This is a genomic window from Nocardia sp. NPDC023733, assembly GCF_040639775.1.
GTDB lineage: Bacteria > Actinomycetota > Actinomycetes > Mycobacteriales > Mycobacteriaceae > Nocardia > Nocardia rosealba.
In genome coordinates this window covers 381,634-407,045 of record NZ_JBFAAN010000002.1, presented here as the reverse complement: position 1 = coordinate 407,045, position 25,412 = coordinate 381,634, and the positions used below count along the sequence as shown (strand labels likewise).

The window sequence follows — 25,412 nt, the reverse complement described above, 5'->3', positions numbered from 1 at the left end:
CGATGTCAATCGTTATAGACACGAATCGCCGTCCAGCTGTCTAGACTTCGCACATGTCGGCCGATGACGTGGCACGAGTCTTCGCGATCGAAGACAAGGTCGAGAGACTCAAAGCAGCCACCGACGGGGTGGCGGCTGCCCAGCAGACCATCAACGAACTCACCAGGATCCGCCGCGCCGTGATCCGCGAACTCCACGCCGAGGGCTGGACGTTCGCCCGCATCGGCGCCGCAGCGGGCTTGTCGCGGGCGCGCATCCACCAGGTGAGCACCCAGGGTCCGGTACCCGAAGGACTGTTCTTCGGGCACGGCACGCTCACCGTGCTTGCCCCGGAGGTCCGCACGGGCAGGCTGCTCGGCGCACCCGATCCGGCGGCCGCGCAACGGCTGGCCGAGCTGCTGCGCCAGCTCGGTTTCGTGGCGACGATCGAGACGTTCCTGCCGGGCAGACCCATCGATCTCAATCGCGACGGCCTGGTGGTCCTCGGCGGGCCCGAGCTGTCGCCGAGCCTGCGTCAGCTGGTGGCGGCCGATCCACGACTGCGGCGCACCGTCACCCGCGCGGGCGACACCCGGCGCGGCATCGAGGACCGGGCCGCGCGCCGCGTCTACCGGCCCGGCGGCACCGAACCACACGACATCGCCTATCTGGCCCGGCTGCCCCGCCCCGACCGGCGCGGCACCGTGATGCTCATCGACGGGCTGCACCCGCCGGGTTCGCTGGGTGCGATCCGGTTGCTGGCCACCCGGCTGGCGACGCTGCACGAGCGGGCGAGCACGCATCTGTTCTCGGTTCTCATCGCCGTGCGGTACGACCGCACGACCGGTGAACCGGTCGATGCGGATCTACTCACCCCGGTTTATCGGCACGAAACCGACCAAAAGTCCGCTGCGAACCGGACTCGCCCATAACTGCATCTAAACAACGGGCACTTTGTGATCTGCATCACGGTAATGTTATAGATCACAACCCGAGCCCGATGGTTAGATTGCTAGCGAGTAACCGAGTGTGAGTAGGTGAGCTTCACATGTTCTCGTCTCCCGAGGCCAATGCCTGCCGGGTCCTGCCCGTGCGCGCGGTCGGCGTCGCGGGCCCCCGGCCTGTTTCCCCGTCCGATACCGAATCCGTCGGCGGTGAGGTGGTCGTGACGACCCACCGCGTGACCTACAGCGACCGTTTGAAGGTCTTCATCGGCCCGCACGAGGACGTGGACAGCTTCCTGCGCCCTTTGCGCCGGATGGACGGTCATCAGCGCTTCGCGCTCGATCTGACGGTGCTGCCCGAGCCCATGCCCGCCACCGAGGTGACGGCATCGGTGAGCGCGGCTCGCGGCGATCTGGCGCTGCGCTGCACCGGCTCGGCCGACGCGATGACGCTGCAGCTGCGCACGACGGTCGATCATCTGCCGCGCCGGTACACCCTCGGGTTCCCCGGCAGCCGCCTCGGGCTGCCCACGGTGTACGTGCCACACGGCGACGACGACACCTACGTCTACCCGGAGGAGGTCTTCACCGCCGAGTACGCGGCGCAGATCTTCCACGAGTTCTTCCATCAGGGCGTCGTGCCCGCCGGGCTGCAGCACCGCGAGATCCTCGACTGAGCTTTCACCGCGCCGGGATGCTCGCGGTTAGCTAGGCTGGACTGAAAGGTCACAGTCGGTGGAGAGGCCGGTGGGCGATGCGCGATCTGCTCGGGCAGGTGCTCGGTCTGCTCGCCGACGGGCCCGTGGCGCTGGCCCGGATCGTCGACCGGATCGGGGCGGGGCCGCGCGACACCGGGGCCGCCATGGTGGTCTGCCCGGATGGTCGGGTCGTCGGCTCGCTCTCGGGTGGATGCGTCGAGGCGGCCCTGCTGGTGACGGCCCAACAGGTGCTCGCCGACGGCTCGGCCTGTGTGGAGCGGTTCGCGGCAGCCGACGAGCTCACCGTCGGACTGCCGTGTGGCGGGGAGATCGAGGTCTTCGTCGAACGGCTCGACCACGCCGATCTGCCACTGCTTCGCGAGCTGCGTGCCGCGCTCACCGCGCACCAGCCCATCGCCTACGCCACGACTCTCGAATCCACCCCGGATCGCCGGCTACTGCGGCCCGGGCAGGTCTCGCCGTGGCGCGGCCTCGACCAGGACGCGGCCGCGCTGCTCACCGCGGGCCACAACGGCATGGTCGGCGCCCAGGACTGCACGCCTGCCGCCGCGACCCGTCCCCGCACTTTCGTCCAGGTGTTCCGCTCCCCCGCCCGCATGATCCTGGCAGGCGCCAACGACTACACCCGTGCCCTCACCACCGCCGCCACTCAACTCGGCTACCGGGTCACCGTCGTCGACGCCCGCGAAACCTTCACCACCCCGGCACTTTTCCCCACCGCCGACGAAGTGGTCGTCGACTGGCCCCACCGCTACCTGGCCGCCGAAGCCGCAGCAGACCGCATCGACGACCGCACGGTCGTCTGCGTCCTCACCCACGACCCCAAATTCGACGTCCCCATGCTCGCCACAGCCCTCGCCCTGCCGGCAGTCGCCTTCATCGGCGCCCTCGGTTCCCGCCGAGCCCACCGCGACCGCACCACCCGCCTCCACGACCACGGCCTCTCCCCCACCACCATCGCCCGCATCCACAGCCCCCTCGGCCTCGACCTCGGCGCCCACACCCCCGAGGAAACCGCCGTCTCCATCCTCGCCCAGATCCTCGCCACCCGAACCAACACCTCGGCCCGCCCCCTCACCACCCTGACCGGCCCGATCCACCCCCGAACACCCTGAGCTCCTCGACCACCACGCATCCCCGCACAGTCGCCGACCGCGCCCACTCAGTTCCGTGGACCGATACAGACAACGAAATCCCGCTCGGAGTGGACGAACAGCGTCGTCGGCAGCCCAGCACAGTCGAGCGCGTCCGCAGGATCCGTCGCCGTCCCTATCACTTTGCGCAATACCCTGCCGGCCGCCGCCGGGTCGGAGCACGCGACTTTCTGCCATCGGATCTCGTCACGGAACCAGCCGACCGTCAACTGGCCGACACACTGCCCGGCGGTGACCCGCTGCATCGATTCCTCGATCTCGATCTGATCGCGCAGGTACGCGGTGAACACGACCCCGAGCGCGACGAGAAACGGGATCGTGAAACCGAGGGCGCCGACACGTCGGAACAATGGTTTGCCCGGATCCATCGGCCGATGACCCCACGCGGTCTCGGGCGCGGGCAGGGCGGCGATACGGCGCCGGTTCCTAGCGTTGACGACGAATCCGCCAAGGTTGTAGAACATCGATTGCACGCCCCACCACCCGAACCACGCGCTGCCGATGGTGATCTCGCGGTAGGTCGCCAGCCCGCAGTCGCGGCAGAACGGGCCTTCCTCGGTGGTTTCGATCCGGAAGATCAGCAGACCCCAGTGCCCGACGAGATCCACGTCGATGGCCGGCGATGCTCCACAATGCCGACACCGGACACTACCGTTGAGCTGAACCTCCAAAACCACTGAACTTCTTCTCCCGCAAGCCGATTCACCAGAACCGGCAAACAGTACGGATCAGCGGCAGCGAGGGCAAGGGGTGCGCCCGCCGACGACCGCCTCGTCGGGACGAGGCGGTCGGGGCAGGTGTCAGGCGGCGACCTGTTCGGGGCGGAGGGTTTTCATCGGGGGGCGGTCTTCGAGGGAGACCTCGGTGGTGTGGGGGATGAATTCGCCTGCGATGAGGGGAAATTGGGTGAGGGGGGCGCCGGAGTCGGGGACGCCGCTGCGGCGCAGGGCGGTGCCGAGGATCTGGCGGCTCATCACGCCGAGGTCGGAGAGGGGGCGGTTGCGGTGGGTGCGGACACCGAGGTTCACCTGGGTGATGGCGTCCAGGCCGAGGCGGTCGTAGGTGTCGAGCAACAGGCCGATCTCCACGCCGTAGCCGGGGGCGAAGGGGACGGCGGTGAGCAGTTCGCGGGTGCCCGCGTATTCGCCGCCGAGCGGTTGCAGCACCTGGACCAGTTCGGGACGCAGCGCCGCCAGCAGGGGGCGGGCGACCAGTTCGGTGACCCGGCCACCGCCGTTGGCGTCGACGGACTCGCCCTGCCGCAGCGGACGCCGGTAGTAGGCCTTGGACAGGTGGGTACCGGGCATGGTCAGCAGCGGACCGAGCAGCTTGGGCACGAACGCCGGATCGGGATCGATGAGATCGGAGTCGACGAAGGCGATGAGGTCACCGGAGGTGCAGGCCAGCGACCGCCACAGCGCCTCACCCTTGCCCGCGACCGGTTCGAGCTCGGGCACGGCCTCCTCGCGGGTCACCACCTCGGCGCCCGCGCGTCGCGCCCGGGCGGCGGTGGCATCGGTGGATCCGGAGTCGAGCACGATCAGTTCGTCGACGAGGGTGCCGATCAGCGGCCGGATACTGGCCACCACGTCGGCGACGGTGTCCTGTTCGTTGAGGGCGGGCAGCACCACCGAAACGGTGCGGCCCGCTTTGGCGGCGACCAGGTCGCCGACCGTCCAGTCAGGGGTGTCCCAGGTGTGGGTAGTGGCCCAGGCGGGCTCGCGGTGTTGGATTTTCATGCCAGACCTCGCAGAGTTCGTGCGGGGGGCCGGATGCCCTGGATCGCGGCGATCATGTCCACGACCCGCCGGGTTTCGGCGACTTCGTGAACCCGGAAGACCCGAGCGCCCGCGGCGGCCGACCACGCGGTTGCCGCCAGTGTGCCCTCGACCCTCTCGGTCAGACCGACACCTAGAGTCTCCCCGATAAAGTCCTTGTTACTCAGGGCCATCAGCACTGGCCACCCGGTTTTTACGAGACTGTCGATTCCACGCAACAACTCGAGCCCGTGATAGGTGTTTTTTCCGAAATCGTGAGTGGGATCGATCACGATTCCGTCGCGACGCACCCCGGCGGCGGCCGCGCGTTCGGCCGCGGCGGCCACGGTGGCGGTCACTTCGGCGACCACATCGGCGTAGCGGACCCGATGCGGACGGGTGCGCGGCGCGGCGCCACCGGTGTGGCTGCAGACGATCCCGGCACCCAGGTCGGCGGCCACGTGCACCAGCTCGGGGTCGGCCCCGGCCCAGGTGTCGTTGACGAGGTCGGCACCGGCCACCACGGCGTCCCTGGCGACCTTGCCGCGCCAGGTGTCCACACTGATCAACAGCTCCGGGTACTTCTCCCGGATCGCCGCGACGAACGGAACCACCCGTCGCGTTTCCTCGGCCGCGTCGACCGTGTCGCCCGGCCCGGCCTTCACCCCGCCGATGTCGACCAGATCGGCGCCTTCGTCGACGGCCCGCGTCACCCGGTCCATCGCGGCCCGGTCGGTGAAGGTGGTACCCCGGTCGTAGAACGAGTCGGGGGTGCGGTTCACGATCGCCATCACCAGGGCGCGATCGGTCGGCACGGGCCGACCACAGAAGGTGGGTTCAGGCATCGCTATCGCGGAGCTCTACCCGCGGCGACGTCGTCGGCGTAGCCGTCGTAGGCCGGAACGTAGCCCTCGGTGGGTCCGCTGAGCACGTACAGCTGCCCCTCGGCATCGGCGGCGTAGCCCTGCTTGCGCAGTTCCACCTTGCGGCTCTTGAAGGTGGAGGTCTGCTCGAGTTCGGCGACCACCCGGACGAACAGCGGGACCGCGTAGAGCGGCAGCCGCTCGTACACGGTGGCGGCCAGCCCCTTGCCGTCGAATTCGGCGTCGGGGTGCAGGGTGATCGCGGCCATGCCCGCCTTGCCGTCGGTGCCGGGGATGTCCACACCGAACACCACCGCCTGCTCGACGCTCGGGTGCTGGTCGAGCGCGCCCTCCACCTCGGTGGTGGCGACGTTCTCGCCCTTCCAGCGGAAGGTGTCACCGAGCCGGTCGACGAACGCGATGTGCCAGAAGTGCTGGTCGCGCACCAGGTCGCCGGTGTCGAACCAGCAGTCGCCCTTCTTGAAGCCGTCGCGGACCAGCTTGGATTCGGAGGCCTTCGCATCGGTGTAACCGTCGAAGGGCTGACGGTTGTTCACCTTCGCCAGCAGCAGTCCGACGCCACCGGAGCGCACCTTGCGCAGCTTCCCGTCCCGTCCGCGGCGCGGCTTACCGGTCTCGTCGTCGTATTCGACCACCGCGTACGGCAGCGGGCACAGCCCGGCCGTGCGGTCGACGCCGAAGGCGTTGACGAAGGCGAGCGGCGCCTCGCTCGACCCGTAGAACTCCACCACGCGGTCGATGCCGAAGCGGCGGCGGAACTCGTCCCACAGTTCCGGCCGCAGCCCGTTGCCGACGACGAGCCGGACCCGGTTGTTGTCCTCGTCGGGCCGTACGGGCTGGTTGAGCAGGTAGCGGCACAGCTCACCGATGTAGATGAACGCCGTCGCCCCTTCGCGGGCGATCTCGGCCCAGAAGTTGGAGGCGGAGAACTTGCGCGCGAGCACATAGGTCGACTCACCGGCCAGCACCGCCGACAGCGCCACTGTGAGCGCGTTGTTGTGGTACAGCGGCAGGCAGCAGTACAGCGCGTCGTCGCCGCGCAACCGCACGCCGAGCCCGCCGAGCCCGGCCATGCTCTTGGTCCAGCGCAGGTGGGTCATCACGCTGGCCTTGGGCATGCCGGTGGTGCCGGAGGTGAAGATCAGGAACGCGCGTTCGCCCGCCGTCACCTGTTCACAGACCACCGGATCGGAAGCTGTTGCGCCACGCGCGGATTCGGCGAGTTCCTCGGACATGAGCACGGTCGCCGGTGCCTCGGGCAGCGACTCGAGCGCTTCGACGCATTCCTCGCCGACCACGACCAGCGCGCTGTCGAGCAGACCGATGCTGTGGGCCAGCACCTGATCGCGCTGGTTGTAGTTGAGCAACCCGACGGTGGCGCCGAGCTTGAGCACCGCGAGGACGGTGAACAGCGTCTCGGGACGGTTGGTCATCAGCACGCCGACCACGTCGCCGCGATCGACTCCGCGCGCGGAAAGCACTGCGGCGTACCGGTTCACCTCGCTGTTGGCGGCGCGGTAGGTGTAGGAACGGCCTTCGAAGCGCAGGAACACCCGGTCGGGCCGCCGGTGGGCGAGCCGCTGGAAGTACTTGCCGATGGAGGCTTTGTCCTTGGGCCCCACCAGCATTCCCGGTGCGTTGCGCAGCATGCGCGGTGCGTCCATGGCCATGCCAGGCAGCTTCTTGGCCAGGTCGAACACACTGACGGTGTCGCGGGCGTCGTTGCTCACGTCGATCTCCTACCCTCGGGCCGCGGCCGGTGTCAACGCGGCGAACGCGGCTGGCAGGTCGGCGGCCACGACGATGCGGTCGCGCGCCTGCTGTGTGACAATCTTGCGCTCGAACAGTTCGTCCAACCAGCCGAACAGCCCGCGGTAGAAGCCGTCGGCGTCGAGGACGACCACGGGTTTGGTGTGTTCGCCCAGGTAGCCGCCGGTCCAGGTTTCGAAGAATTCCTCGAGCGTCCCGACACCGCCGGGCAGGGTGAGGAAGGCGTCGGCGCGTTCCTCCATCAGCTGTTTGCGCTGGCGCATGGTGTCGGTGACGAGCAGTTCGTCGGCGGCGGTATCGGCGACCTCGCGGTGCACCAGATGCTTCGGGATCACCCCGACGGTGTGCGCGCCGCCCGCCCGCGCAGCCGCCGCGACCGCGCCCATCATCGACACGCGGCCGCCGCCGGACACCAGTTGCCAACCGCGACGGGCGATTTCGGTGCCAACCTGAGACGCCAGGTCGATCAGTTCCGGTTCGGTTGTACTCGCCGAGCAGTAGACGCAGATCGAGTAGCTCACCACTGGTCCTCGGTGCCGAGCCGTTCGATGTCGCTGTTGCCGCTGCCGGTCGCCTCCTTGACGATGCGCACCACGTCTTCGACGCTGTCGGTGACCTGGATGAGGTCGAGATCCTCCGGCGAGATCTTGCCCGACCCGGCCAGCGAATTGCGCATCCACTCCACCAGCCCGGACCAGTAGGCGGTGCCGAACAGGATGATCGGGAAGCGGGTGATCTTGCGGGTCTGCACCAGGGTGAGCGCTTCGAACAGTTCGTCGAGGGTGCCGAAACCGCCGGGCAGGCAGACGAAGGCCTGCGAGTACTTCACGAACATCGTCTTGCGGACGAAGAAGTAGCGGAAGTTGATCCCGAGGTCTACCCAGTCGTTGAGGCCCTGTTCGAACGGCAGCTCGATGCCGAGGCCGATCGAGTACCCGCCCGCCTCCGAGGACCCACGGTTGGCCGCCTCCATCGCCCCGGGACCGCCGCCGGTGATGATCGCGAAACCGGCGTCGGTGAGCGCGGACCCGATCGCCCGTGCCGCCGCGTACTCGGGGTGGTCGACCGGGGTGCGTGCCGAGCCGAACACGGTGACGGCGGGCGGCACCTCGGCCAGCGCGCCGAAGCCCTCGACGAACTCGGCCTGGATCCGCAGCACCCGCCACGGATCCGTGTGCACCCACTCGCTGTCCTGACGGGTGTCGAGAAGATTGCGGTCCGCGGTCCGTGCTCCCGGCTTGCGTTCGCGACGGAACATCACCGGCCCCCGGAACTTCGGTTTGGCCTTCCCCACCTGTTCATCCACGGATTCGCTCGACATGTCCTCCACGCTACTGGGCACCCGCGGTGAGGTAGGTGCGCAGCATGGCGGTGACGGCGGTGATCTGGCTGAGCGGGACGTGTTCGTCGCGCTTGTGGGCGAGGTTGGGGTCGCCGGGGCCGAAGTTCACGGCGGGGATGCCACGGGCGGCGAAGCGCGAGACGTCGGTCCAGCCGTACTTGGCGCGCACTCCGCCGCCGCCGTGGGCGTTGACCGAGTCGATGAGGCTGCGCGCGGCCGGTGCGGTGAGACCGGGCAGGGCGCCGGGCGAGGAATCGGTGACCCGGAAACTCACGTCGAGCCCGTCGAAGACCTCGCGCACGTGGGCGACGGCCTGCTCGACCGTGCGGTCGGGGGCGTAGCGGAAGTTCACGTCCACCTCGGCCACGTCGGGCACCACATTGCCCGCGACGCCACCGGAGACGCGCACCGCCGAGAGCCCTTCGCGGTACACGCAGCCGTCGATGTCGACCTGGCGCGCCTCGTAGGCGGCGAGCCGTTCCAGCACCGGCGCCAGCGCGTGAATCGCGTTCTCCCCCAACCAGGCCCGCGCCGAATGCGCACGCACACCCGAGGTGCTCAACCGCACCCGCAGCGTGCCCTGGCAGCCCGCCTCGATCCAGCCACCGGAGGGTTCGCCGAGCACGGCGAGGTCGCCGTGGAGCCACTCGGGCATATCCCGTTCGATGTGGTTGAGGCCGTTGAACTCGGCGGCGATCTCCTCGCCGTCGTAGAAGATGAGGGTGAGGTCGTGGGCCGGGTCGGTGATGGTGGCGGCCAGGTGCAGGAATACCGCGTCACCGGACTTCATGTCGACGGTGCCGCAGCCGAACAGCACCGGCTCCCCGTTCACCTCGGCGGGCCTGCTCGGCACGTTGTCGGCGATGGGCACCGTGTCCAGGTGCCCGGCCAGGATCACCCGGGTCGGCAGGCCGAGGTTCGTGCGCGCCAGCACCACATTGCCGTGGCGCTTGATCTCGAAACCGGTGGTCTGATCGCGCAGCGCCTGCTCGACCAGGTCCGCGATGGCGGCCTCGTCGCGGGAAACGCTCGGCACATCGACCAGAGCGGCGGTCAACTGGACGGGGTCGGCGCGCAAATCGAGAGTCACATCTCGACAGTAGTACGCGGGTACGACGCCGTGTCCGGGTGCGGGAATCGAACCGGGTGGTCCAACGCACAGCCCCCGCGCCACCTCGACATCGATCGACGCGGCAAAATGTGGCCCGTGAGCACTCAAGGAGCAAGCGCAGTCGGTATCGCCACCATCACCTCGGACGGCACCGTCCTCGACACCTGGTACCCGAGCCCGGAGCTGGGAGAATTCACCGAGACCGGCTCCCAGCGCCTCGACGCGGCCGACGCACCGGAGTTCGCCGACCTGCTCGGCCCCGACAAGGCGCGCGGCGTGGAGGTGGTCGCGGTACGGACCACCATCGCCGACCTGTCGGCGGCTCCCACCGACGCCCACGACGTGTACCTGCGCCTGCACCTGCTCTCGCACCGCCTGGTCCAGCCGCACGGCCTGAGCCTGGACGGCCAGTTCGGCTTGCTCAGCAATGTGGTGTGGACCAACCACGGCCCGTGCGCGGTGGAGGGTTTCGAGCAGACCCGCATCAAGCTGCGCGCCCGTGGCCCGGTGACCGTGTACAGCATCGACAAGTTCCCCCGCATGGTCGACTACGTGGTGCCCTCGGGTGTGCGGATCGGCGACGCCGACCGCGTCCGCCTCGGCGCCCACCTGGCCTCGGGCACCACCGTCATGCACGAGGGCTTCGTGAACTTCAACGCGGGCACCCTCGGCAACTCGATGGTCGAGGGCCGCATCTCGGCCGGTGTCGTGGTGGGCGACGGCTCCGATATCGGTGGTGGCGCGTCGACGATGGGCACGCTGTCGGGCGGCGGAACCACCGTGATCTCGGTCGGTGAGCGCAGCCTGCTCGGCGCCAACGCGGGTCTCGGCATTCCGCTCGGCAACGACTGCGTGCTCGAGGCCGGCCTGTACCTGACCGCCGGAACCAAGGTCACCGCGCCCGACGGCACCGTCGTCAAGGCCGCCACCCTGGCCGGGCAGAACAATCTGCTGTTCCGCCGCAATTCGACCACCGGTGCGGTGGAAGTGGTGCCGCGCTCGGGCACCGGTATCGAGCTCAATGCGGCGCTGCACGCCAACGACTGAATCCCGCATTCGGCAATATCGCATTTATTGCGGTTTGTTGACGACGGGTATCCCGTTGCGGCAAGGCTTTTCGGGTCGGCTAGCTTGAATTCGCCCACCCGGTCGGGGGGCTTTCGAATGTGGAGGGATTCAAGAATGAAGTTCGGAAAGTTCACTACTGCTGTTGTGATGTCGGTTGTCGCGGTGGGGATTACCGCGGCCACCGCCAACGGTCAGCCCGCCGTGGCGACCGAACAGCCCGCGGTGGTGGCTGCGGGGGGCGTGACTTCGGGTGTGAGCAACGGGATCGACTACACCACCGCGGTGTCGCCCACCGACAAGACCATCACCTGGGCGGTCGACAACGGCCGCTTCGAGCTGGCCGCCGACGGTTCGGCCGTGCTGCTGCGCAATGCCGAGGGCGTCACCGTCGACCAGACGGCGCTGCGCTCGGAGGTCGCGGGCCTGCCGATCTCGGTGACCCCGCAGATCGCCGAGGACGGCCGTAGCGTGAAGCTGGCCGCCTCGATGACGCCGGAGGACACCGCCAAGCTCGGCAACATCGCCGAGCTGAAGGACATCAGCTCCTACGACCGCCTGATGGCCCAGGTGAACAAGAACCTGCCGGGCATCGCGATCGGTGGCATCATCGGCGCGTTCTTCCCGTTCCTGTGGCTGTTCACCATCCCCGCCGGGATGCTCATCGGCGGTTACGTGATGGGTGGTCAGGAATTCCTGGACGCGGTGATCGCGTTCGCGACCGGCCAGCCCTGATCCGCTGAACGAAAGGCCCCGCACTCGCTCGAGTGCGGGGCTTTCTCGTTGCCGGGGTGATGAAGCCGATACTCGACGCGGCCACCGGCACGGAGTAGTTTCAGCTGTTATACGGAGTCGTATAACAGGAGGATCGGCATGGCACTTCTTCCCCCGGGCCAACGCGCCGTCGACGGATTTCCCCGTTTCGGCACGCATCTGCATCACTCGCCGCCGCCGGTTCCCGAACATCCCGAGATAGAGATCTGCGGGGCCGTGGTCGAGCCCGTCATCATCGCGCTCACCGAACTGGCACAGCTGCCGCGACGCGAGCAGAAGGCCGACTTCCATTGCGTCGCAGGCTGGTCGGCGACCGACCTGCGGTGGGAGGGCACGCCGTTTCGCGACTTCTACCGGCTGGTGATCGAGCCCGCGCTTACCCCGGGTGTCACGGTCACTCACCTCAGCTTCGAGGGTCTGGACAAGTTCCGCTCGGTCGTGCTGCTGGAAGACGCCCTCGCCGACGACGTCTTCCTCGCCGACCGCCTCGACGGCAAGCCCCTCGACAGCGACCACGGCGCCCCGATCCGGCTCGTGAGCCCGAAGCAGTACGGCTTCGTCAACACAAAACATCTGTGCCGCATCGAAGTTCACACTGCTGCCCCGCCGGACCCGGACAAGTGGTCGCCGCTGGCCTCACACGCCAGGGCACGGGTGTGGGCCGAGGAACGGCACCGGTACCTGCCCGGACGCGTGGTTCGTCCGGTGTATCACGCCCTGATCGGGCCGATTCGCCGGCTGAGCGCGCGCGGCAGTACGAACCGCTAGGTCAGCGACTTCTTCTGCACCTTGCCCATCGCATTGCGCGGCAGCGCGTCCACGAAGCGGATCTCGCGCGGCCGCTTGTGGGCCGAAAGCTGGTCGCCCACATGCGCGGTCAGTTCGGTCGCGAGGTCGTCGGAGCCGGTGTCGCGGGCGACGACGAAGGCGACGATCCGCTGTCCGAGATCGTCGTCGGGCAGCCCGACCACCGCGACCTCGGCGACCGCCGGATGCCCGAGCAAGGCGGTCTCGATCTCCCCCGCGCCGATCCGGTACCCACCGGACTTGATCAGGTCGATGGACTCGCGGCCGACGATGCGGTGGAAGCCGTCGGCGTCGATGACGGCGACGTCGCCGGTGCGGAACCAACCGTCCTCGGTCCAGTCGAGGGCCGTGGCGTCGGGACGACCGAGATAGCCGTCGAACAGCATCGGGCCGCGAACCTGCAGGCCACCGATGCTCACGCCGTCGTGCGGGACGGGATTGCCCGCTTCGTCGCGCAGTCGGGTCTCGACGCCGCGCACCGGTGTACCGACCCAGCCCGGCCTGCGTTCACCGTCGGCCCTGGTCGACAGGGTGATCATGGTTTCGCTCATGCCGTACCGCTCCACCGGCGCGTGCCCGGTGAGCTCGGCGAGTTTCTCGAATACCGGAACCGGCAGCGGCGCGCTGCCCGAGACCAGCAGCCGGGCCCGGCTCAATTCCTTGGCCGCTTCCGGCTTTTCGGCGATGCGCGACCATACCGTCGGCACCCCGAAGTACAGCGTTCCCTCGGCGGCGGCATAGGCCTCCGGGGTCGGCTTGCCGGTGTGGATCAAGCGGCTGCCGATGCGCAGGGGTCCGAGTAGGCCGAGGATCAGGCCGTGCACGTGGAACAGCGGAAGTCCGTGCACGAGCGTGTCTTTGCGCGTCCAGTTCCAGGCGTCGGCCAGCGCGTCGAGCCCGGCGGCGATGGCGCCCCGGCTGAGCATCACGCCCTTGGGGGCGCCGGTGGTGCCCGAGGTGTAGAGGATGAAGGCGATGGCCGACGGGTGGGGCCCGGGGTAGGTGTGCCAGGACCGGGCGTGCAGCCGCACCGGAACCACCGGCAGATCGGTGCCCGCCGGCGCGGCCCCGAGCCAGGCCTGGGCCCCGGAATCGCGCAGGATGTGTTCGCGCTCAGCGGTTCCCGCGTCGGGCGGGACGGGGACGACCGTCACCCCGGCGATCAGGCAACCGACCACGGCGAGCACGGTCCGCAGGGTCGGCTCGGCCAGCACCGCCACCCGTTCCGCGCGCCCGATCCGTTCCGCGACCGAGGTGGCCGCACCCAGCAGATCACCGCGCGAGACGGTGGCATCATCGATGGTGACGGCATCGGGAATATCGTCCCCGGCGGCGACGGCGAGCGGATTCAACGAGGCGAGCAGCAGCGGCGGACCGTAGGACATCCGTCCACGCTAGCCCGGCGCGTTCCGGCGGCACGCGCCACCGCCCGTTGACACCCCGACGACAGAATGAGACATTCAAGCTACAACTCTCTCACCGACGAATTGGGGTCAACGATGACCAGCCTCGCGCATTCGCGGTCCAGCCACACCGGACCTGCGGACTTCGACATCCGGGATCACGTCGACGGCGCCGCCGTCTTCTTCGGCGCAACGGCGAACGTGATCATGCAGCTCAGCCTGGCCCCGGTCGGCTACGGCGTCGCGGAATCGCGCGTGCACAGCGGAAGCATCATGCTGCACCCCTTCAAGCGCACCAGGACCACCATCACCTATCTGTCGGTGGCGATGATGGGCACCGACGAGGACCGCGCCGCCTACCGCACCGCGATCAACGGCGCGCACCGGCACGTGCACTCCACGCCCGAGAGCCCGGTGAAGTACAACGCCTTCGACAAGAACCTGCAGATGTGGGTCGCCGCCTGCCTGTACTGGGGCTCGGTCGACCTGATGGAGCGCCTGCACGGCCCCATCGACGACGACACCGCCGACTCGTTCTACGAGTACGCCCACCGTTTCGGCACCACCCTGCAGGTGCCGCGCGAGATGTGGCCCGCCGATCGAGCGTCCTTCGAGGCGTACTGGACCGAGAACCTGGCCGAGACCAGCGTCGACGACACCATCAAGGCCTATTTCGACGGCCTGCTCGACCTGCGGATGCTCTACCCACCCCTGCGCGTGGTCTTCGCCCGTTTCCATCGCTGGTTCACCACCGGCCTGCTCCCCGAGCACCTGCGCAACGAACTCGGACTCACCTGGACCGAACGCGACGAACGCCGCCTCGCCCGCCTGCTGCGCACCACCGGCGCGGTCTGGGGCCGCATGCCGCGCCCCATCCGCAGCTTCCCCTTCAACGCCACCCTCGCCGACATGCGGCGTAGGCGGCGCCGGGGCAAGCCGCTGATCTGAGCGCGTCGCGAAGCTGCCCGGTGCCGGGCAGCTCGCGCGCTGTCAGAGGTCGTCGGCGATGATCCGTTCGATATTGCGTTCGGCGAGCGCGGTGATGGTGACGAACGGATTCACGCTGGCATTGCCGGGGATCAGGGCACCGTCGACGACGTAGAGGCCCGGGTACCCGTGCAGGCGGCCGTAGTTGTCGGTGACCTCGTTCAGCACGCACCCGCCGAGCGGGTGGTAGGTGAAGTCGTCACCCCAGGTCTTCGTAACGCCGAACAGATCGGTCCGGTAGATGGTGCCTTCCTTGGCATTGATCTTGTCGAAGATGCGTTTCGCCGCGTTGATCGACGACTGACTCCACGACTTCTGCCAGTTCAGGTTCACCTTTCCGGTGGCGGAGTCGAAGCTGAACGCCGCACGGTTCGGGTTCTTGGTGATCGCCAGGTACAGGCTCACGTAGGTCTCCAGGCCGGCCGGGAACGGCGCGACTTCGGCGAAGGCAGGGCCACCCGGGTCCGCCCAGTTATCGATGCCGAGGCAGGGCATGGAGGACTGCAGGCTGCCGGTGCCGTCCCACATGTGGTTGGCACGGCCGACCATCACATTGCCGTTGTTGCCCCATTTCTGGCCGACCGCGCCCGGGAGGTCGGGCAGTTTGCCCGTCGCCCGCATCGCCACCAGCAATTTGCTCGTGCCCACACTGCCCGCCGCGAAGAAGACCCGTTGGGCCGTCACGTTTTTGACGGCGACCGTCTTGCCGCTCGAATCGAGCTGGGCCATTTCCACCCGGTACCCGCCCGCGCCGGGCGTGACCGTGGTGACCTTGTGCAGCGGACTGATCCGCACCTTGCCGGTGGCGGCGGCCGCACCGAGGTAGGTGCGGTCGAGCGAGCGTTTGCCGTAGTTGTTGCCGTAGATCACCTCGCCCGCCAGGGCCGAGCGGGTCGCCGTGCCCGCCTGCTCCTTTTTCATGTACTCGAAGTCGTAGACATTGGGTACGAAAGTCCAACCGAAACCGGATCTTTCGGCATGCTTGCGACCCACGCGCGCGAATTGGTAGCACTCCGCCGATTCGAACCACGTCTTGTCGATGTGATTGACGCCGAGCGCGGTATTCGCGCGCGGGTAATAGGTGGAATACATCTCCTCGGCATTCACCGACGGCAGGATCGCGGCGAAATTCTCCCGTTTCGGCGTCACCGCCATCCCGCCGTTCACGAGCGATCCGCCGCCGACCCCGCGCCCCTGGTACACCCGGATCCCGCCGAAGTCCTCGGAGTCGAGAACGCCTGTGTACCTGTCGATGTCCTTGTTGTACGAGCCGCCCATGAAGTACCCGACCGGCTGATCGGTGCGCTCGCGCAACCAGTACGACCGCCCGTCCGGTTTCAGCACCGGACAGAACACCCGCCCATCGGGGCCCGGCGCATCCCACGACATCCCCATCTCGACGATCGCCACGTCCACGCCCGCCTGCGCCAATCGCAACGCGGCGACGGCCCCGCCATATCCGCTGCCGATCACCAACGCGGGAACCGTGTCCCCGTCGGCCAGCGGTGCGGCGGAGGCGAGCGCCCGGCTCCCCACGGTCGCCACCGCCAAAGTGACACCTGTTGCAGCTAGGAACCGCCGACGCGTGAACCCTCCCGCGTATCGGGTTCGACCTGGGTTTTCATACAAGAATTCACGCACCGTGCGGCTCCTCATCGAGACTGCAAATGAGAACCTGTTATACCGAGCCACTCACCTGGGTGATCACGGAACGCCGCACCCCGCCGTCACCTCGCCGACCGCTTCGCCACCGGAAACGTCATCGCTCCAGGTTCACCGCTTACGGGACCGCCGTCCCGCGTTGAGGGGCATTGACCAACGCGTGTTTCAGATGCAGGGACATGGCTGGTCCCCTGAGCTGATCCGCCGACTCAGAGCGGGGCTTGTTCGATCCAGGATGCGTAGGTCTCGTCGAAGGTGTGGCCGGGCCAGGAGACCTCGACGAGAATGTCGGCCGTGGCGCTGTGATCGCGTTCCCGCACCGCGAGGGTGAAGGGGGCGCCCGGGTCGCTCGGGCGTGCGACGGCGACGGCCGAATTTCGCGCTGGGTGGGTTCGGACGTCGTGGACGACGGTGTGCCGGGAGAAATAGTTCTCGACGTCGGCGGCGGAGGGGTACGCGGTGAACCAGGTGATGACGCCGTCGGCGTCGGTGCACGAGATCTGGCGAACGGGCGCCGGGTCGCCGGGAGCGACCACGAACGTGGACGTCGGCGAACAGGCGGCATCGCGCCAGCCACGACCGGCCGGATTCGACGCGATCAAGCTCGGGAACGCCGTGGCGATCGAAGAATGCTCGCCCCAGGTCGGCGGAGGCGGAACACGCTGCGGCCGAACGAATTTCCAGTAGACCGCGCCCGCACCGACAACGCCGACTCCGGCGATCATCGCGAGTACGAGCAGACCCACCGCGAGCGCCCGCCATCGAGACGAGACAGCTTTGCGCGGAGCCTCGGTCTCGCGCGGACCCGCCGCGCGAGCACCCGGATGGGGCGCGGCAGCCGTTCGTAGGTCGTCTGGAGTAGTAGAAGTTCCGGTGGGAGCACTCGACGGCGAGGAAGCGCTCATGGCCGGGTAGCGTCGCGTTTCCGCGGGCAACAGCGCCGGTCCGGTGCGCTGCGGGGCGCCGATCAGTGCCGGGGTGGCAGCCACACCGGCCGATGCCGCGACCGCAGCCTGACCGAATTCGGCGCAGCTGCCGAACCTCTCAGCCGCGTCCTTCGCCATGGCGCGGCCGATCACCGCGTCGAGACCCGGCGCCAGACCGGCTACTCGGTCCGAAGCGCGCGGCACCGGCTTGGTGAGATGCGCGGCGACGACTGCACCGGGATTGTCTGCGGGGAAAGGGCTTTCGCCGGTGAGCAAGGTGTACAGGGAACAACCCAGCGAGTATTGGTCGGATCGGTGATCCACAGTCGCACCGGACAATTGTTCGGGTGAGGCGTAGGCGAGGGTGGCGAGGAAGTCACCGGTGCGGGTGAGCTGGCGGGCGTCACCGCGCAGGCGGGCGATCCCGAAATCGGTGAGCAGCACGCGATCCCGGCCCCGGCCCGCGGAGAGCAGAATATTGGCGGGTTTCACGTCCCGGTGCAGCACACCGCGCTCGTGGGCGTAGTCGAGGGCCTCGGCGGTCTGGGCGATGATGTCGACCGCGCGGGCGGGGTCCAGCGGGCGACCACGGAACACCGAGGCATCGGTGCCGTCCACGTACTGCATGGAAATCCACATCAGCCCGTCTTCGACACCGCGATCGAGCACCGACACGATGCCGGGATGGTCGAGGCGGGCCGACACGTCGGCTTCGCGCTCGAACCGGGCCCGCACCTCCTGGTCCGAATACAGGTCGCGATTCAGCAGTTTCAGCGCGACCCGCCGCGGCAGGCGGGGGTGTGCGGCCAGGTATACGGTGCCCATTCCACCGCGTCCGAGCACCCGCTCGATCCGATATCCGGCGAACACCGTGCCCGCGACCAAATCCACCCCGTGCATGTGTTGCGAGCCTTTCGATCCTGTTCGCGCCGAATTCGACTGTGCGGACACTAACCGATTCGCGCGCGAGACAGGATGCGGGGCAACCGGACCCGGCCGTCTCAGGAGAGCCGGGCGGCCGCTTCGGCGATGCGTTCGTCGGTGGCGGTGAGGGCGATACGGACGTGCTCCGGGGAGCGGGGTCCGTAGAAGTCGCCGGGGGCGGCGAGGATGCCGCGGTCGGCGAGCCAGTCGAGGGTGACCCGGCAGGCTTCGCCACGGGTGGCCCACAGGTAGAGGCCCGCCTCGGAGAAGTCGATGCGGAAACCGGCCTGCTCCAAGGCTTTTCGCAGGGTGTCGCGGCGGGCGCGGTACCGCTCGCGCTGCTCCGCCTCGTGGGCGTCGTCGGCGAGGGCTGCGGTCATGGCGGCCTGGATGGGGAAGGGCAGCATCATGCCGGAGTGCTTGCGCACCTCGAGCAGTTCGGCGACCAGTTCGGGGTCGCCCGCGACGAAACCGGCGCGGTAGCCGGCCAGGTTCGAGGTCTTCGACAGGGAATGGATGGCCAGCAGGCCGGTGTGGTCGCCGTCGCAGACGCGCGGGTCGAGGATGGAGACCGCCTCGCCCTCCCAGACCAGGCCCAGGTAGCACTCGTCGGAGGCGACGACCGCGCCGCGTTCGCGGGCGAAGGCCACCACCTTGCGCAGGTGCTCGACGGGCAGCACCTTGCCGGTGGGGTTGGACGGGGAGTTCACGAAGATCAGCGCCGGGTTCTGCGGGCCGATCTGGGTGAGGCCGTCGGCGCGCCACGGCTTCGCACCGGCCAACAGGGCGCCCACTTCGTAAGTGGGGTAGGCGATCTCGGGGATGACGACGAGATCGTCGGCGCCGATGCCGAGCAGGCGCGGTAGTCCGGCGATGAGCTCTTTGGTGCCGATCACCGGCAGCACGGCCGCCGGGTCGACACCGGTGATGCCGAACCGGCGCGCCAGCGCGGCGACGGCCGCGGCGCGTAGTTCAGGGGTGCCGTGCGTGGTCGGGTACCCGGGAACGGCCGCGACGGAGCCGAGTGCGGCCTGGATGAGCGGGTCGACCGGGTCGACCGGTGTGCCCACGGACAGGTCGACCAGCCCGCCGGGATGCGCGGCGGCTTTCTGTTTGACCGCGGCGATGGTGTCCCACGGGAAGTCGGGCAGCAGGCTGCTCACCCGGCCACGGGTCGGCACCCCTGTGCTCATTCTTCGGCCATGGGAGGCAGCGCCTTGATGAAGGCCGGGTCGTAGTCGACCTTGCCCACCTTGGTCGCGCCGCCGGGCGACCCGAGTTCGTCGAAGAAGTCGACATTGGCGTTGATGTAGCCGCTCCACTGGTCCGGGGTGTCGTCCTCGTAGAAGATCGCCTCCACGGGGCAGACCGGCTCACACGCACCACAGTCAACGCACTCGTCGGGTTGGATGTAGAGCATGCGGCCACCCTCGTAGATGCAGTCCACGGGGCATTCCTCGATGCACGCCTTGTCCTTCACGTCAACGCACGGTTCAGCGATGATGTACGGCACTGCCGTTCTCCTAGTCTGTCCACAGCTGCGGGGGCCAACTCCGCCCCCCAAACCCTATCCCGAACTACACGCTACCCCCAGGTCAGCCTGCCCTAACTAGTTCATCGAACCTACTCAGGCCCATGGGTCCACCACCGGCACTCCGGCCGCGACGAACGGAGAGCCGTCCCGGGTGGCGACAGACATTCCCGCAGAGGCGGCGATTGCCGCGATATAGCCGTCGGCCGCCGCGATCGCGCATCCGCGCGTGCGAGCCGTCGCCATGAGCTCGGCGTACGCCGCCGATGCGGCCAGGTCGAAGGGCAGCACACGACCGGTGAACAGCGGCAACACCTTCGACTCCACCCGTTCCGCCAGCAATTCGCGACGGCGGCCCGCAGGCATGGCCGCGATGCCGAAGCGCAGTTCGGCGACGGTCACCGCCGAGAGATAGAGGGTGTGCAGCTGCTGGGTATCGAGCCATTTGACGACCCGCGGATCGGGCGCGGCGCGCAGCGGCTCGGACACCACGTTGGAGTCGAGGATGATCATCCGAGTTCCAGCGGGGTGGCGGGAGTCCGGTCACGCGCGGCGAGCTGGTCGACCTCGTCGTCGGTCAACGTCGCTTCGCGGCCGATGTCGGCGAGCAGCGAGCCGATCTGTACCTCTGTGCCGGGAAACACCACGTCGATGAGAATCTGCCGCACTTCGGCCTCGGTACTGCGTCCGTGCTGCGCCGCACGGACCCGTAAGGCCTCCCGGACGTCATCCGGCAGGTCGCGAACCGTCAGTCTCGCCATCGCCACCCTCCCTGGATGCAGTCATTGGCGCCAATGTCGTCATCAGCGCCGACCTTACTCCTGCCGCGCTCCCTTGACCAGGGTCAGCTCACTGTCAGCGGTAGGGCGCGAGGTGTGCGCTCGACGGTTCCGTAGGTGGTGGTTCGTTCGCGGACCGGGCGGTCGATGCCCGCGGCGATCTCGGTGAGTTCGGCGACGGTCTTGGCCGAGCCGTGTTGGGAGCCCGCCATGCGGGAGATGGTTTCCTCCATCAGCGTTCCGCCGAGGTCGTTGGCGCCGCCGGTGAGCATCATCTGGGTGCCGACCGTGCCCAGCTTCACCCAGCTGGTCTGGATGTTGTGGATGCGGCCGTGCAGCATGATGCGCGCGAGGGCGTGGACGGCGCGGTTGTCGCGGTTGGTCGGGCCGGGACGCGCGGCGCCCGCCAGGTACAGCGGGGCGCTCTGGTGGACGAACGGCAGCGGCACGAACTCGGTGAAACCGCCGGTGCGGTCCTGGATTTCGCGCAGCACCCGCAGGTGACCGACCCAGTGCTTCGGGTTGTCGACGTGCCCGTACATCATGGTCGAACTCGACGGGATGCCCAGTTCGTGGGCGGTGGTGATCACCTCGATCCAGGCGGAGGTGGGCAGTTTGCCCTTGGTGAGCACCCAGCGCACCTCGTCGTCGAGGATCTCGGCGGCGGTGCCGGGAATCGAGCCGAGACCGGCCTCTTTCAGCGCCGCGAGCCAGTCGCGGATGCTCTGCCCACCACGGGAGGCGCCGTTGACGATCTCCATCGGGCTGAAGGCGTGCACGTGCATCGACGGGACGCGGGCCTTGATGGCGCGCACCAGGTCGGCGTACCCGGTGACGGGCAGTTCGGGGTCGATGCCGCCCTGCATGCAGATCTCGGTGGCGCCGTCGACGTGGGCTTCCCAGGCCCGGTCGGCCACCTCGTCGGTGCTCAGCGTGAAGGCGTCGGCATCGCCCTTGCGCTGGGCGAACGCGCAGAACCGGCAGCCGGTATAGCAGATATTGGTGAAGTTGATATTGCGGTTCACCACGTAGGTGACCTCGTCACCGGACACCTCGCGCCGCAGCTGATCGGCAAGGGCCGCAACGGCATCCAGTGCCACGCCGTCGGCGGTGGCGAGTGCGAGGTACTGGTCGTCGGTCAGGCCCGCCGGGTCGTTCTCGGCGGCACGCAGTGCGTCGAGTACCTCGGAATCGAGCCGTTCGGGCGCGGTGACGGCCAGGTCGCGGGCGTGTTCGCGAATGGTCTCCCAGTCGCCGAACGCGCCGACCATCTCCTGGCCGAGGCCGGAGTCGCTGCGGCTGTCGGTGATGCGTCCCTCGGAGTCGATGGCGGTGTTGAGGTCCACCCGACCCGCCGAGTCCCACGACTCGTCGGGTTCCTGCCAGGCCAGCCCCACGGGCATCGCCTCGGACCTGACCAGCCCGGTGGCCGGATCGGTGAGGGCCGCGACGTGCGCGCCGATGCGCGGATCGATCCACGGGTGGCCCGCGCGCACATACTTCGGATGCGCGGAGGTGCGTTCGGCGAGGGTGAAGCCGGCCGCCTCGGTGATCTCGCGCAGCGTGTCGAGATTGGGCCACGGACGTTCGGGGTTCACGTGGTCGACCGTCAACGGAGACACGCCACCCCAGTCGTCGATACCCGCGTCGATCAGGGCGCGGCAGTCGCTGTGCGACACCAGGTTCGGCGGCGCCTGCACCGGGACATCAGGGCCGAGCAGCAGCCTGGTCACCGCGACCGTGGCGAGGAACTCGGCCACATCGGCATCGGGCGCGTCGCGCATGGCGGTGTCGGACTTGGCCCGGAAGTTCTGCACGATCACTTCCTGGATGTGCCCGAACTCGCGGTGCAGCTTGCGGATCGCCATGATCGAGTCGGCGCGTTCGGCGAGCGTCTCACCGATGCCCACCAGGATGCCGGTGGTGTAGGGCACCGAGAGCCTGCCCGCGTCGGTGATGGCGCGCAGCCGCACCGCCGGGTCCTTGTCGGGGCTGCCGAAATGGCAGGCGCCCTTCTCGGTGAACAGCCGGGTGGCGGTGGTCTCGAGCATCATGCCCATCGACTGGGCGACCGGCTTGAGCCGCGCGATCTCGTTCCAGCTCATCACGCCGGGGTTCAGGTGCGGCAGCAGCCCGGTCTCCTCTAGCACGAGGATCGACACCGCGCGCAGGTAGTCGAGGGTGGAGTCGTAGCCGCGTTCGTCGAGCCACTGCGCGGCCTCGGGCCAGCGGTCCTCCGGGCGGTCGCCCAGGGTGAACAGGGCTTCCTTGCAGCCGAGCGCCGCACCTTGCCTGGCGATCTCGAGCACCTCGTCGGGTTCGAGGAACATCCCCTTGCCCTCGGCCCGCAACTTGCCCGGCACAGTCACGAAGGTGCAGTAGTGACACTTGTCGCGACACAGGCGGGTGAGCGGGATGAACACATTGCGCGAGTAGGTGATGGTGCGTGGTCTGCCCGCGGATTCGAGCCCGGCGTCGCGGACCCGGGCGGCGCTGGCACACAGGTCGGCCAGGTCGTCGCCGGTGGCGTGTAGCAGGACGGTGGCCTCGTCGACGTTCAACGTGACGCCGTCGCGGGCCCGTCGCAACGCCCGGCGCATGGCCGAGGCACTCGGCGGGTTCGGCGGAACGCTCGGCAGTGGAAGGTCGCTCACCCCGTCGATCATGCGCTACTTCTCTCCCGAACGTGTGGTGGGCTGGTCACGCCGCCCGTTGCGGGCGCGCGAGGGTCGTCTTCCTCGGCCACAACCTCGGCCGCGTGGGCACATATTCCCGAGCCGGGCGAACGCGTCGCACCCTCGTGCCACGATGTCAGCATGTCGTTGCCGCGTTCAACCATCCTCGCCGACCCGGCCTGGCGGCCCAGCTCCAAGGCGAAACTGCTGTGGGCGCTGGAGAACGCCGTCGGCATCGTCGTGCTCGCGGTGGCACTCGCGGTGTGGATGTTCGTCGACGATCGGCGCGGCTGGCAGCTGGTCGCCGGTCTGGCGCTGGTCGCGCTGGCGGTGCTCGGGGTCGTCGTGGTTCCGCTGTGGCGGTTCGCGGTGCACCGATGGGAGGTCACCGACGAGGCCGTGTACACGCGGGTGGGGTGGCTGGATCAGGAGTCCCGGGTGGCGCCGATCTCGCGCGTGCAGACGGTGGACACCGAGCGCGGCCCGCTCGAGCGGATACTCGGGCTGGCCACGGTCACGGTCACCACGGCGTCGTCGGCCGGGGCGGTGAAGATCAGCGCGCTCGACCTGCCCGTCGCCGAGCAGACGGTGCTTCGGTTGACCGCCATCGCCGCCCAGCATCGCGGAGACGCCACATGAGCGAGGCACCATGGCAGCGACTCGATCCACGCATGCTGCTGGTGTATCCGGTCACCGAGATCGTGAAATACATTCCGGTCCTGCTCGGTTCGGTGATCGTCGGTACCACCAGCGGCAATCCGCTGTGGAGCCTCATCCCGGTACTGCTCGTCGCCGCGTTCGGTGTGCTGCGGTGGTTCACCACGACCTACCGCATCGACGCCGATCACGTGCAGTTGCGCACCGGTGTCGTCGGCCGCCGGACGCTGTCGGTGCCGCGGCCACGGATCCGCTCGGTGGACGTGGAAGCCGACCTGCTGCACCGGGTTCTGGGTCTGGCGGTGCTGACCATCGGCACCGGGACCGACACCGCCAAGGACGAGGAATTCAAGCTCGACGCGCTCGACACGAGCCGGATTCCCACCTTGCGTACCGAATTGCTCTCCCACACCGGTCGATCCGAAGAACGGCCGGCCGACGACGCCGCACCCGTCCACGAATCCGGTGTCGAGATCGGGCATTGGCGACCCGCCTGGGTTCGGTACGCGCCGTTGTCGCTGACCGGGTTGGCCATCGTCGCCCCGATCGCCGGGTTGGCAGCGCAGTACGGGGTGCTCGAGTGGATCGTGAAATCCGCTCCGGCACAGGAGATCGGGCGCGACAGCGTCGCCGTGGTCGCCCTCGTGATCGCCGCGATGGTCGTGCTCACGCTGCTGCTGGTGAGCCTCGCCGCCTGCGGGCAGTACCTGGCCACGTGGTACGGACTGCGAGTCCTCGACAACGGTTCGACGCTGCACCTGCGACACGGGCTCTTCACCACCCGCCAGATCACCCTCGACCTGGCCCGCTTCCGTGGCGCCACGCTCAACGATCCGCTGCTGCTGCGTGCGGCCCGCGCCGCCCAGCTGGAAATGATCATGACCGGGGAGAATCCGCGCCAGAAGGTACTCCCCCAGGCGCCGCGTGCGGCCGTCGAACGTACCCTCGACGAACTCCTGCGCACTCATCGACGACCACAGCTCACCAAGCCGGATTCTGCTGTGTCGCAAGGTATTTCCGGCACCATGCTGGGAACTGTCGACTTGATTTCGCACGGTCGCGCGGCGCATCGGCGTCGGTATGTGCGGGCGGCCTGGCCGGTCGGCATCTTGCTGCTCGCCATGATCGTGCTCGCAGTCGCCAAAGGCCCACTGCCCGTGTGGGTCTGGACTGTTCCCGTGGTGTTCGCCGCGCTGATGGCGGCGCTCGCCGAGGACAGATACCGCAGCCTCGGCCACCGCGTCTTGCCCGCCGACACCGGCCCCACCTGGCTCATTACCCGCCGCGGCAGCCTCGACCGCAATCGCGACTGTCTCGAAGCCCCCGGCATCATCGGCTGGACCATCCGCCAGACCTTCTGGCAGCGCCGCGCCGGCTTGGCCACGGTGGTCGCCGCCACGGCCGCGGGCAAGAAGGCGTATTCGGTGGTCGACATCCCCTACGACGACGCGGTCGCCCTGATCGACGCAGTCACCCCCGGACTGCAAGCGCACCGCTGAATCCAGTGACACCGCAGCGGCCGAGAACCTGAGCGCTTCGCTGCAAACGCACCACTGAACACT

General features: G+C 68.5%; 24 protein-coding genes. 9 read left to right on the top strand and 15 right to left on the bottom strand.

All coding sequences use genetic code 11. The features are described from left to right. The first annotated feature begins 53 nt into the window (after positions 1-53). The 3 genes from AB0F86_RS13350 (at position 54) to AB0F86_RS13340 (ending at position 2,757) form a co-directional block, all read left to right on the top strand. Complete coding sequence (locus AB0F86_RS13350; RefSeq protein ID WP_356986827.1) at positions 54-911, top strand: hypothetical protein; 858 nt, start codon at positions 54-56, stop codon at positions 909-911. A 116-nt stretch (positions 912-1,027) separates the two neighbouring features. Beyond that, positions 1,028-1,600 (top strand): hypothetical protein, encoded by a 573-nt coding sequence (locus AB0F86_RS13345; RefSeq protein ID WP_225278782.1) that lies wholly within the window; start codon positions 1,028-1,030, stop codon positions 1,598-1,600. A gap of 77 nt (positions 1,601-1,677) precedes the next feature. Further along, positions 1,678-2,757 carry an XdhC/CoxI family protein gene (locus tag AB0F86_RS13340; RefSeq protein WP_356986828.1) on the top strand — a complete coding sequence of 360 codons (1,080 nt, stop codon included), beginning with the start codon at positions 1,678-1,680 and terminating at the stop codon, positions 2,755-2,757. A gap of 47 nt (positions 2,758-2,804) precedes the next feature. On the opposite strand, the gene AB0F86_RS13335 is transcribed toward AB0F86_RS13340, so the two are convergent. The 7 genes from AB0F86_RS13335 to dapE form a co-directional block, all read right to left on the bottom strand. Beyond that, positions 2,805-3,404, bottom strand: coding sequence for a hypothetical protein (locus AB0F86_RS13335; RefSeq protein WP_356986830.1), 600 nt, complete (start codon positions 3,402-3,404; stop codon positions 2,805-2,807). A 192-nt stretch (positions 3,405-3,596) separates the two neighbouring features. Beyond that, positions 3,597-4,535 carry a glucosyl-3-phosphoglycerate synthase gene (locus AB0F86_RS13330; protein ID WP_356986832.1) on the bottom strand — a complete coding sequence of 313 codons (939 nt, stop codon included), beginning with the start codon at positions 4,533-4,535 and terminating at the stop codon, positions 3,597-3,599. Then, positions 4,532-5,398: a dihydropteroate synthase gene (gene folP, locus AB0F86_RS13325; RefSeq protein ID WP_356986833.1), complete on the bottom strand. Its 867-nt coding sequence runs from the start codon at positions 5,396-5,398 to the stop codon at positions 4,532-4,534. Before folP ends, AB0F86_RS13330 begins: the two co-directional genes overlap by 4 nt. Positions 5,399-5,400: 2 nt before the next feature. Next, the gene (locus AB0F86_RS13320) at positions 5,401-7,167 is read right to left on the bottom strand and encodes a long-chain-acyl-CoA synthetase (protein ID WP_225278780.1); all 1,767 of its coding nucleotides are present in this window, start codon (positions 7,165-7,167) and stop codon (positions 5,401-5,403) included. Positions 7,168-7,176: 9 nt separating this feature from the next. Next, positions 7,177-7,731, bottom strand: coding sequence for a TIGR00730 family Rossman fold protein (locus tag AB0F86_RS13315; protein WP_225278779.1), 555 nt, complete (start codon positions 7,729-7,731; stop codon positions 7,177-7,179). Next, a complete protein-coding gene (locus tag AB0F86_RS13310) occupies positions 7,725-8,528 on the bottom strand; it encodes a TIGR00730 family Rossman fold protein (RefSeq protein ID WP_356986836.1) in 804 nt (267 codons plus the stop codon). Before AB0F86_RS13310 ends, AB0F86_RS13315 begins: the two co-directional genes overlap by 7 nt. A 10-nt stretch (positions 8,529-8,538) precedes the next feature. Continuing rightward, positions 8,539-9,639 (bottom strand): succinyl-diaminopimelate desuccinylase, encoded by a 1,101-nt coding sequence (gene dapE, locus AB0F86_RS13305; RefSeq protein WP_225278778.1) that lies wholly within the window; start codon positions 9,637-9,639, stop codon positions 8,539-8,541. A 117-nt stretch (positions 9,640-9,756) separates the two neighbouring features. Between dapE and dapD the strand changes: the two genes are divergently transcribed. The 3 genes from dapD (at position 9,757) to AB0F86_RS13290 (ending at position 12,267) form a co-directional block, all read left to right on the top strand. After that, complete coding sequence (gene dapD, locus AB0F86_RS13300; RefSeq protein ID WP_181696545.1) at positions 9,757-10,707, top strand: 2,3,4,5-tetrahydropyridine-2,6-dicarboxylate N-succinyltransferase; 951 nt, start codon at positions 9,757-9,759, stop codon at positions 10,705-10,707. 135 nt (positions 10,708-10,842) lie between these two features. Then, positions 10,843-11,460, top strand: a complete 618-nt coding sequence (locus AB0F86_RS13295) for a hypothetical protein (RefSeq protein WP_181696546.1) — start codon at positions 10,843-10,845, stop codon at positions 11,458-11,460. Positions 11,461-11,598: 138 nt separating this feature from the next. After that, positions 11,599-12,267 (top strand): molybdopterin-dependent oxidoreductase, encoded by a 669-nt coding sequence (locus tag AB0F86_RS13290; RefSeq protein ID WP_356986838.1) that lies wholly within the window; start codon positions 11,599-11,601, stop codon positions 12,265-12,267. On the opposite strand, the gene AB0F86_RS13285 is transcribed toward AB0F86_RS13290, so the two are convergent. Further along, positions 12,264-13,691 (bottom strand): acyl-CoA synthetase, encoded by a 1,428-nt coding sequence (locus AB0F86_RS13285; RefSeq protein WP_356986840.1) that lies wholly within the window; start codon positions 13,689-13,691, stop codon positions 12,264-12,266. The two genes, AB0F86_RS13290 and AB0F86_RS13285, sit on opposite strands and share 4 nt — an antisense overlap. Positions 13,692-13,805: 114 nt before the next feature. Here AB0F86_RS13285 and AB0F86_RS13280 point away from each other — a divergent pair, with 114 nt between their 5' ends. Next, positions 13,806-14,657 carry an oxygenase MpaB family protein gene (locus AB0F86_RS13280; RefSeq protein WP_356986842.1) on the top strand — a complete coding sequence of 284 codons (852 nt, stop codon included), beginning with the start codon at positions 13,806-13,808 and terminating at the stop codon, positions 14,655-14,657. Positions 14,658-14,699: 42 nt separating this feature from the next. On the opposite strand, the gene AB0F86_RS13275 is transcribed toward AB0F86_RS13280, so the two are convergent. The 7 genes from AB0F86_RS13275 to AB0F86_RS13245 form a co-directional block, all read right to left on the bottom strand. Further along, entirely contained in the window at positions 14,700-16,352 is a 1,653-nt protein-coding gene (locus AB0F86_RS13275; protein ID WP_356986844.1) for a GMC oxidoreductase, read from the bottom strand. 215 nt (positions 16,353-16,567) lie between these two features. Beyond that, positions 16,568-18,184, bottom strand: a complete 1,617-nt coding sequence (locus tag AB0F86_RS13270; protein ID WP_356986846.1) for a serine/threonine-protein kinase — start codon at positions 18,182-18,184, stop codon at positions 16,568-16,570. 101 nt (positions 18,185-18,285) lie between these two features. Continuing rightward, positions 18,286-19,401, bottom strand: coding sequence for a succinyldiaminopimelate transaminase (gene dapC / locus AB0F86_RS13265; protein ID WP_356986848.1), 1,116 nt, complete (start codon positions 19,399-19,401; stop codon positions 18,286-18,288). Continuing rightward, positions 19,398-19,721 carry a ferredoxin gene (gene fdxA / locus AB0F86_RS13260; protein ID WP_022566345.1) on the bottom strand — a complete coding sequence of 108 codons (324 nt, stop codon included), beginning with the start codon at positions 19,719-19,721 and terminating at the stop codon, positions 19,398-19,400. Before fdxA ends, dapC begins: the two co-directional genes overlap by 4 nt. A gap of 114 nt (positions 19,722-19,835) precedes the next feature. Continuing rightward, complete coding sequence (locus AB0F86_RS13255; protein WP_356986850.1) at positions 19,836-20,252, bottom strand: type II toxin-antitoxin system VapC family toxin; 417 nt, start codon at positions 20,250-20,252, stop codon at positions 19,836-19,838. Beyond that, positions 20,249-20,500 carry an Arc family DNA-binding protein gene (locus AB0F86_RS13250; protein WP_356986852.1) on the bottom strand — a complete coding sequence of 84 codons (252 nt, stop codon included), beginning with the start codon at positions 20,498-20,500 and terminating at the stop codon, positions 20,249-20,251. Before AB0F86_RS13250 ends, AB0F86_RS13255 begins: the two co-directional genes overlap by 4 nt. An 83-nt stretch (positions 20,501-20,583) precedes the next feature. Then, a complete protein-coding gene (locus tag AB0F86_RS13245) occupies positions 20,584-23,184 on the bottom strand; it encodes a bifunctional FO biosynthesis protein CofGH (protein WP_356986854.1) in 2,601 nt (866 codons plus the stop codon). 150 nt (positions 23,185-23,334) lie between these two features. On the opposite strand from AB0F86_RS13245, the gene AB0F86_RS13240 reads away from it, so the two are divergent. After that, positions 23,335-23,832 carry a PH domain-containing protein gene (locus AB0F86_RS13240; RefSeq protein WP_181696553.1) on the top strand — a complete coding sequence of 166 codons (498 nt, stop codon included), beginning with the start codon at positions 23,335-23,337 and terminating at the stop codon, positions 23,830-23,832. After that, a complete protein-coding gene (locus AB0F86_RS13235) occupies positions 23,829-25,349 on the top strand; it encodes a PH domain-containing protein (protein ID WP_356986856.1) in 1,521 nt (506 codons plus the stop codon). The genes AB0F86_RS13240 and AB0F86_RS13235 overlap by 4 nt, the downstream gene beginning before the upstream one ends. Positions 25,350-25,412: the final 63 nt, after the last annotated feature.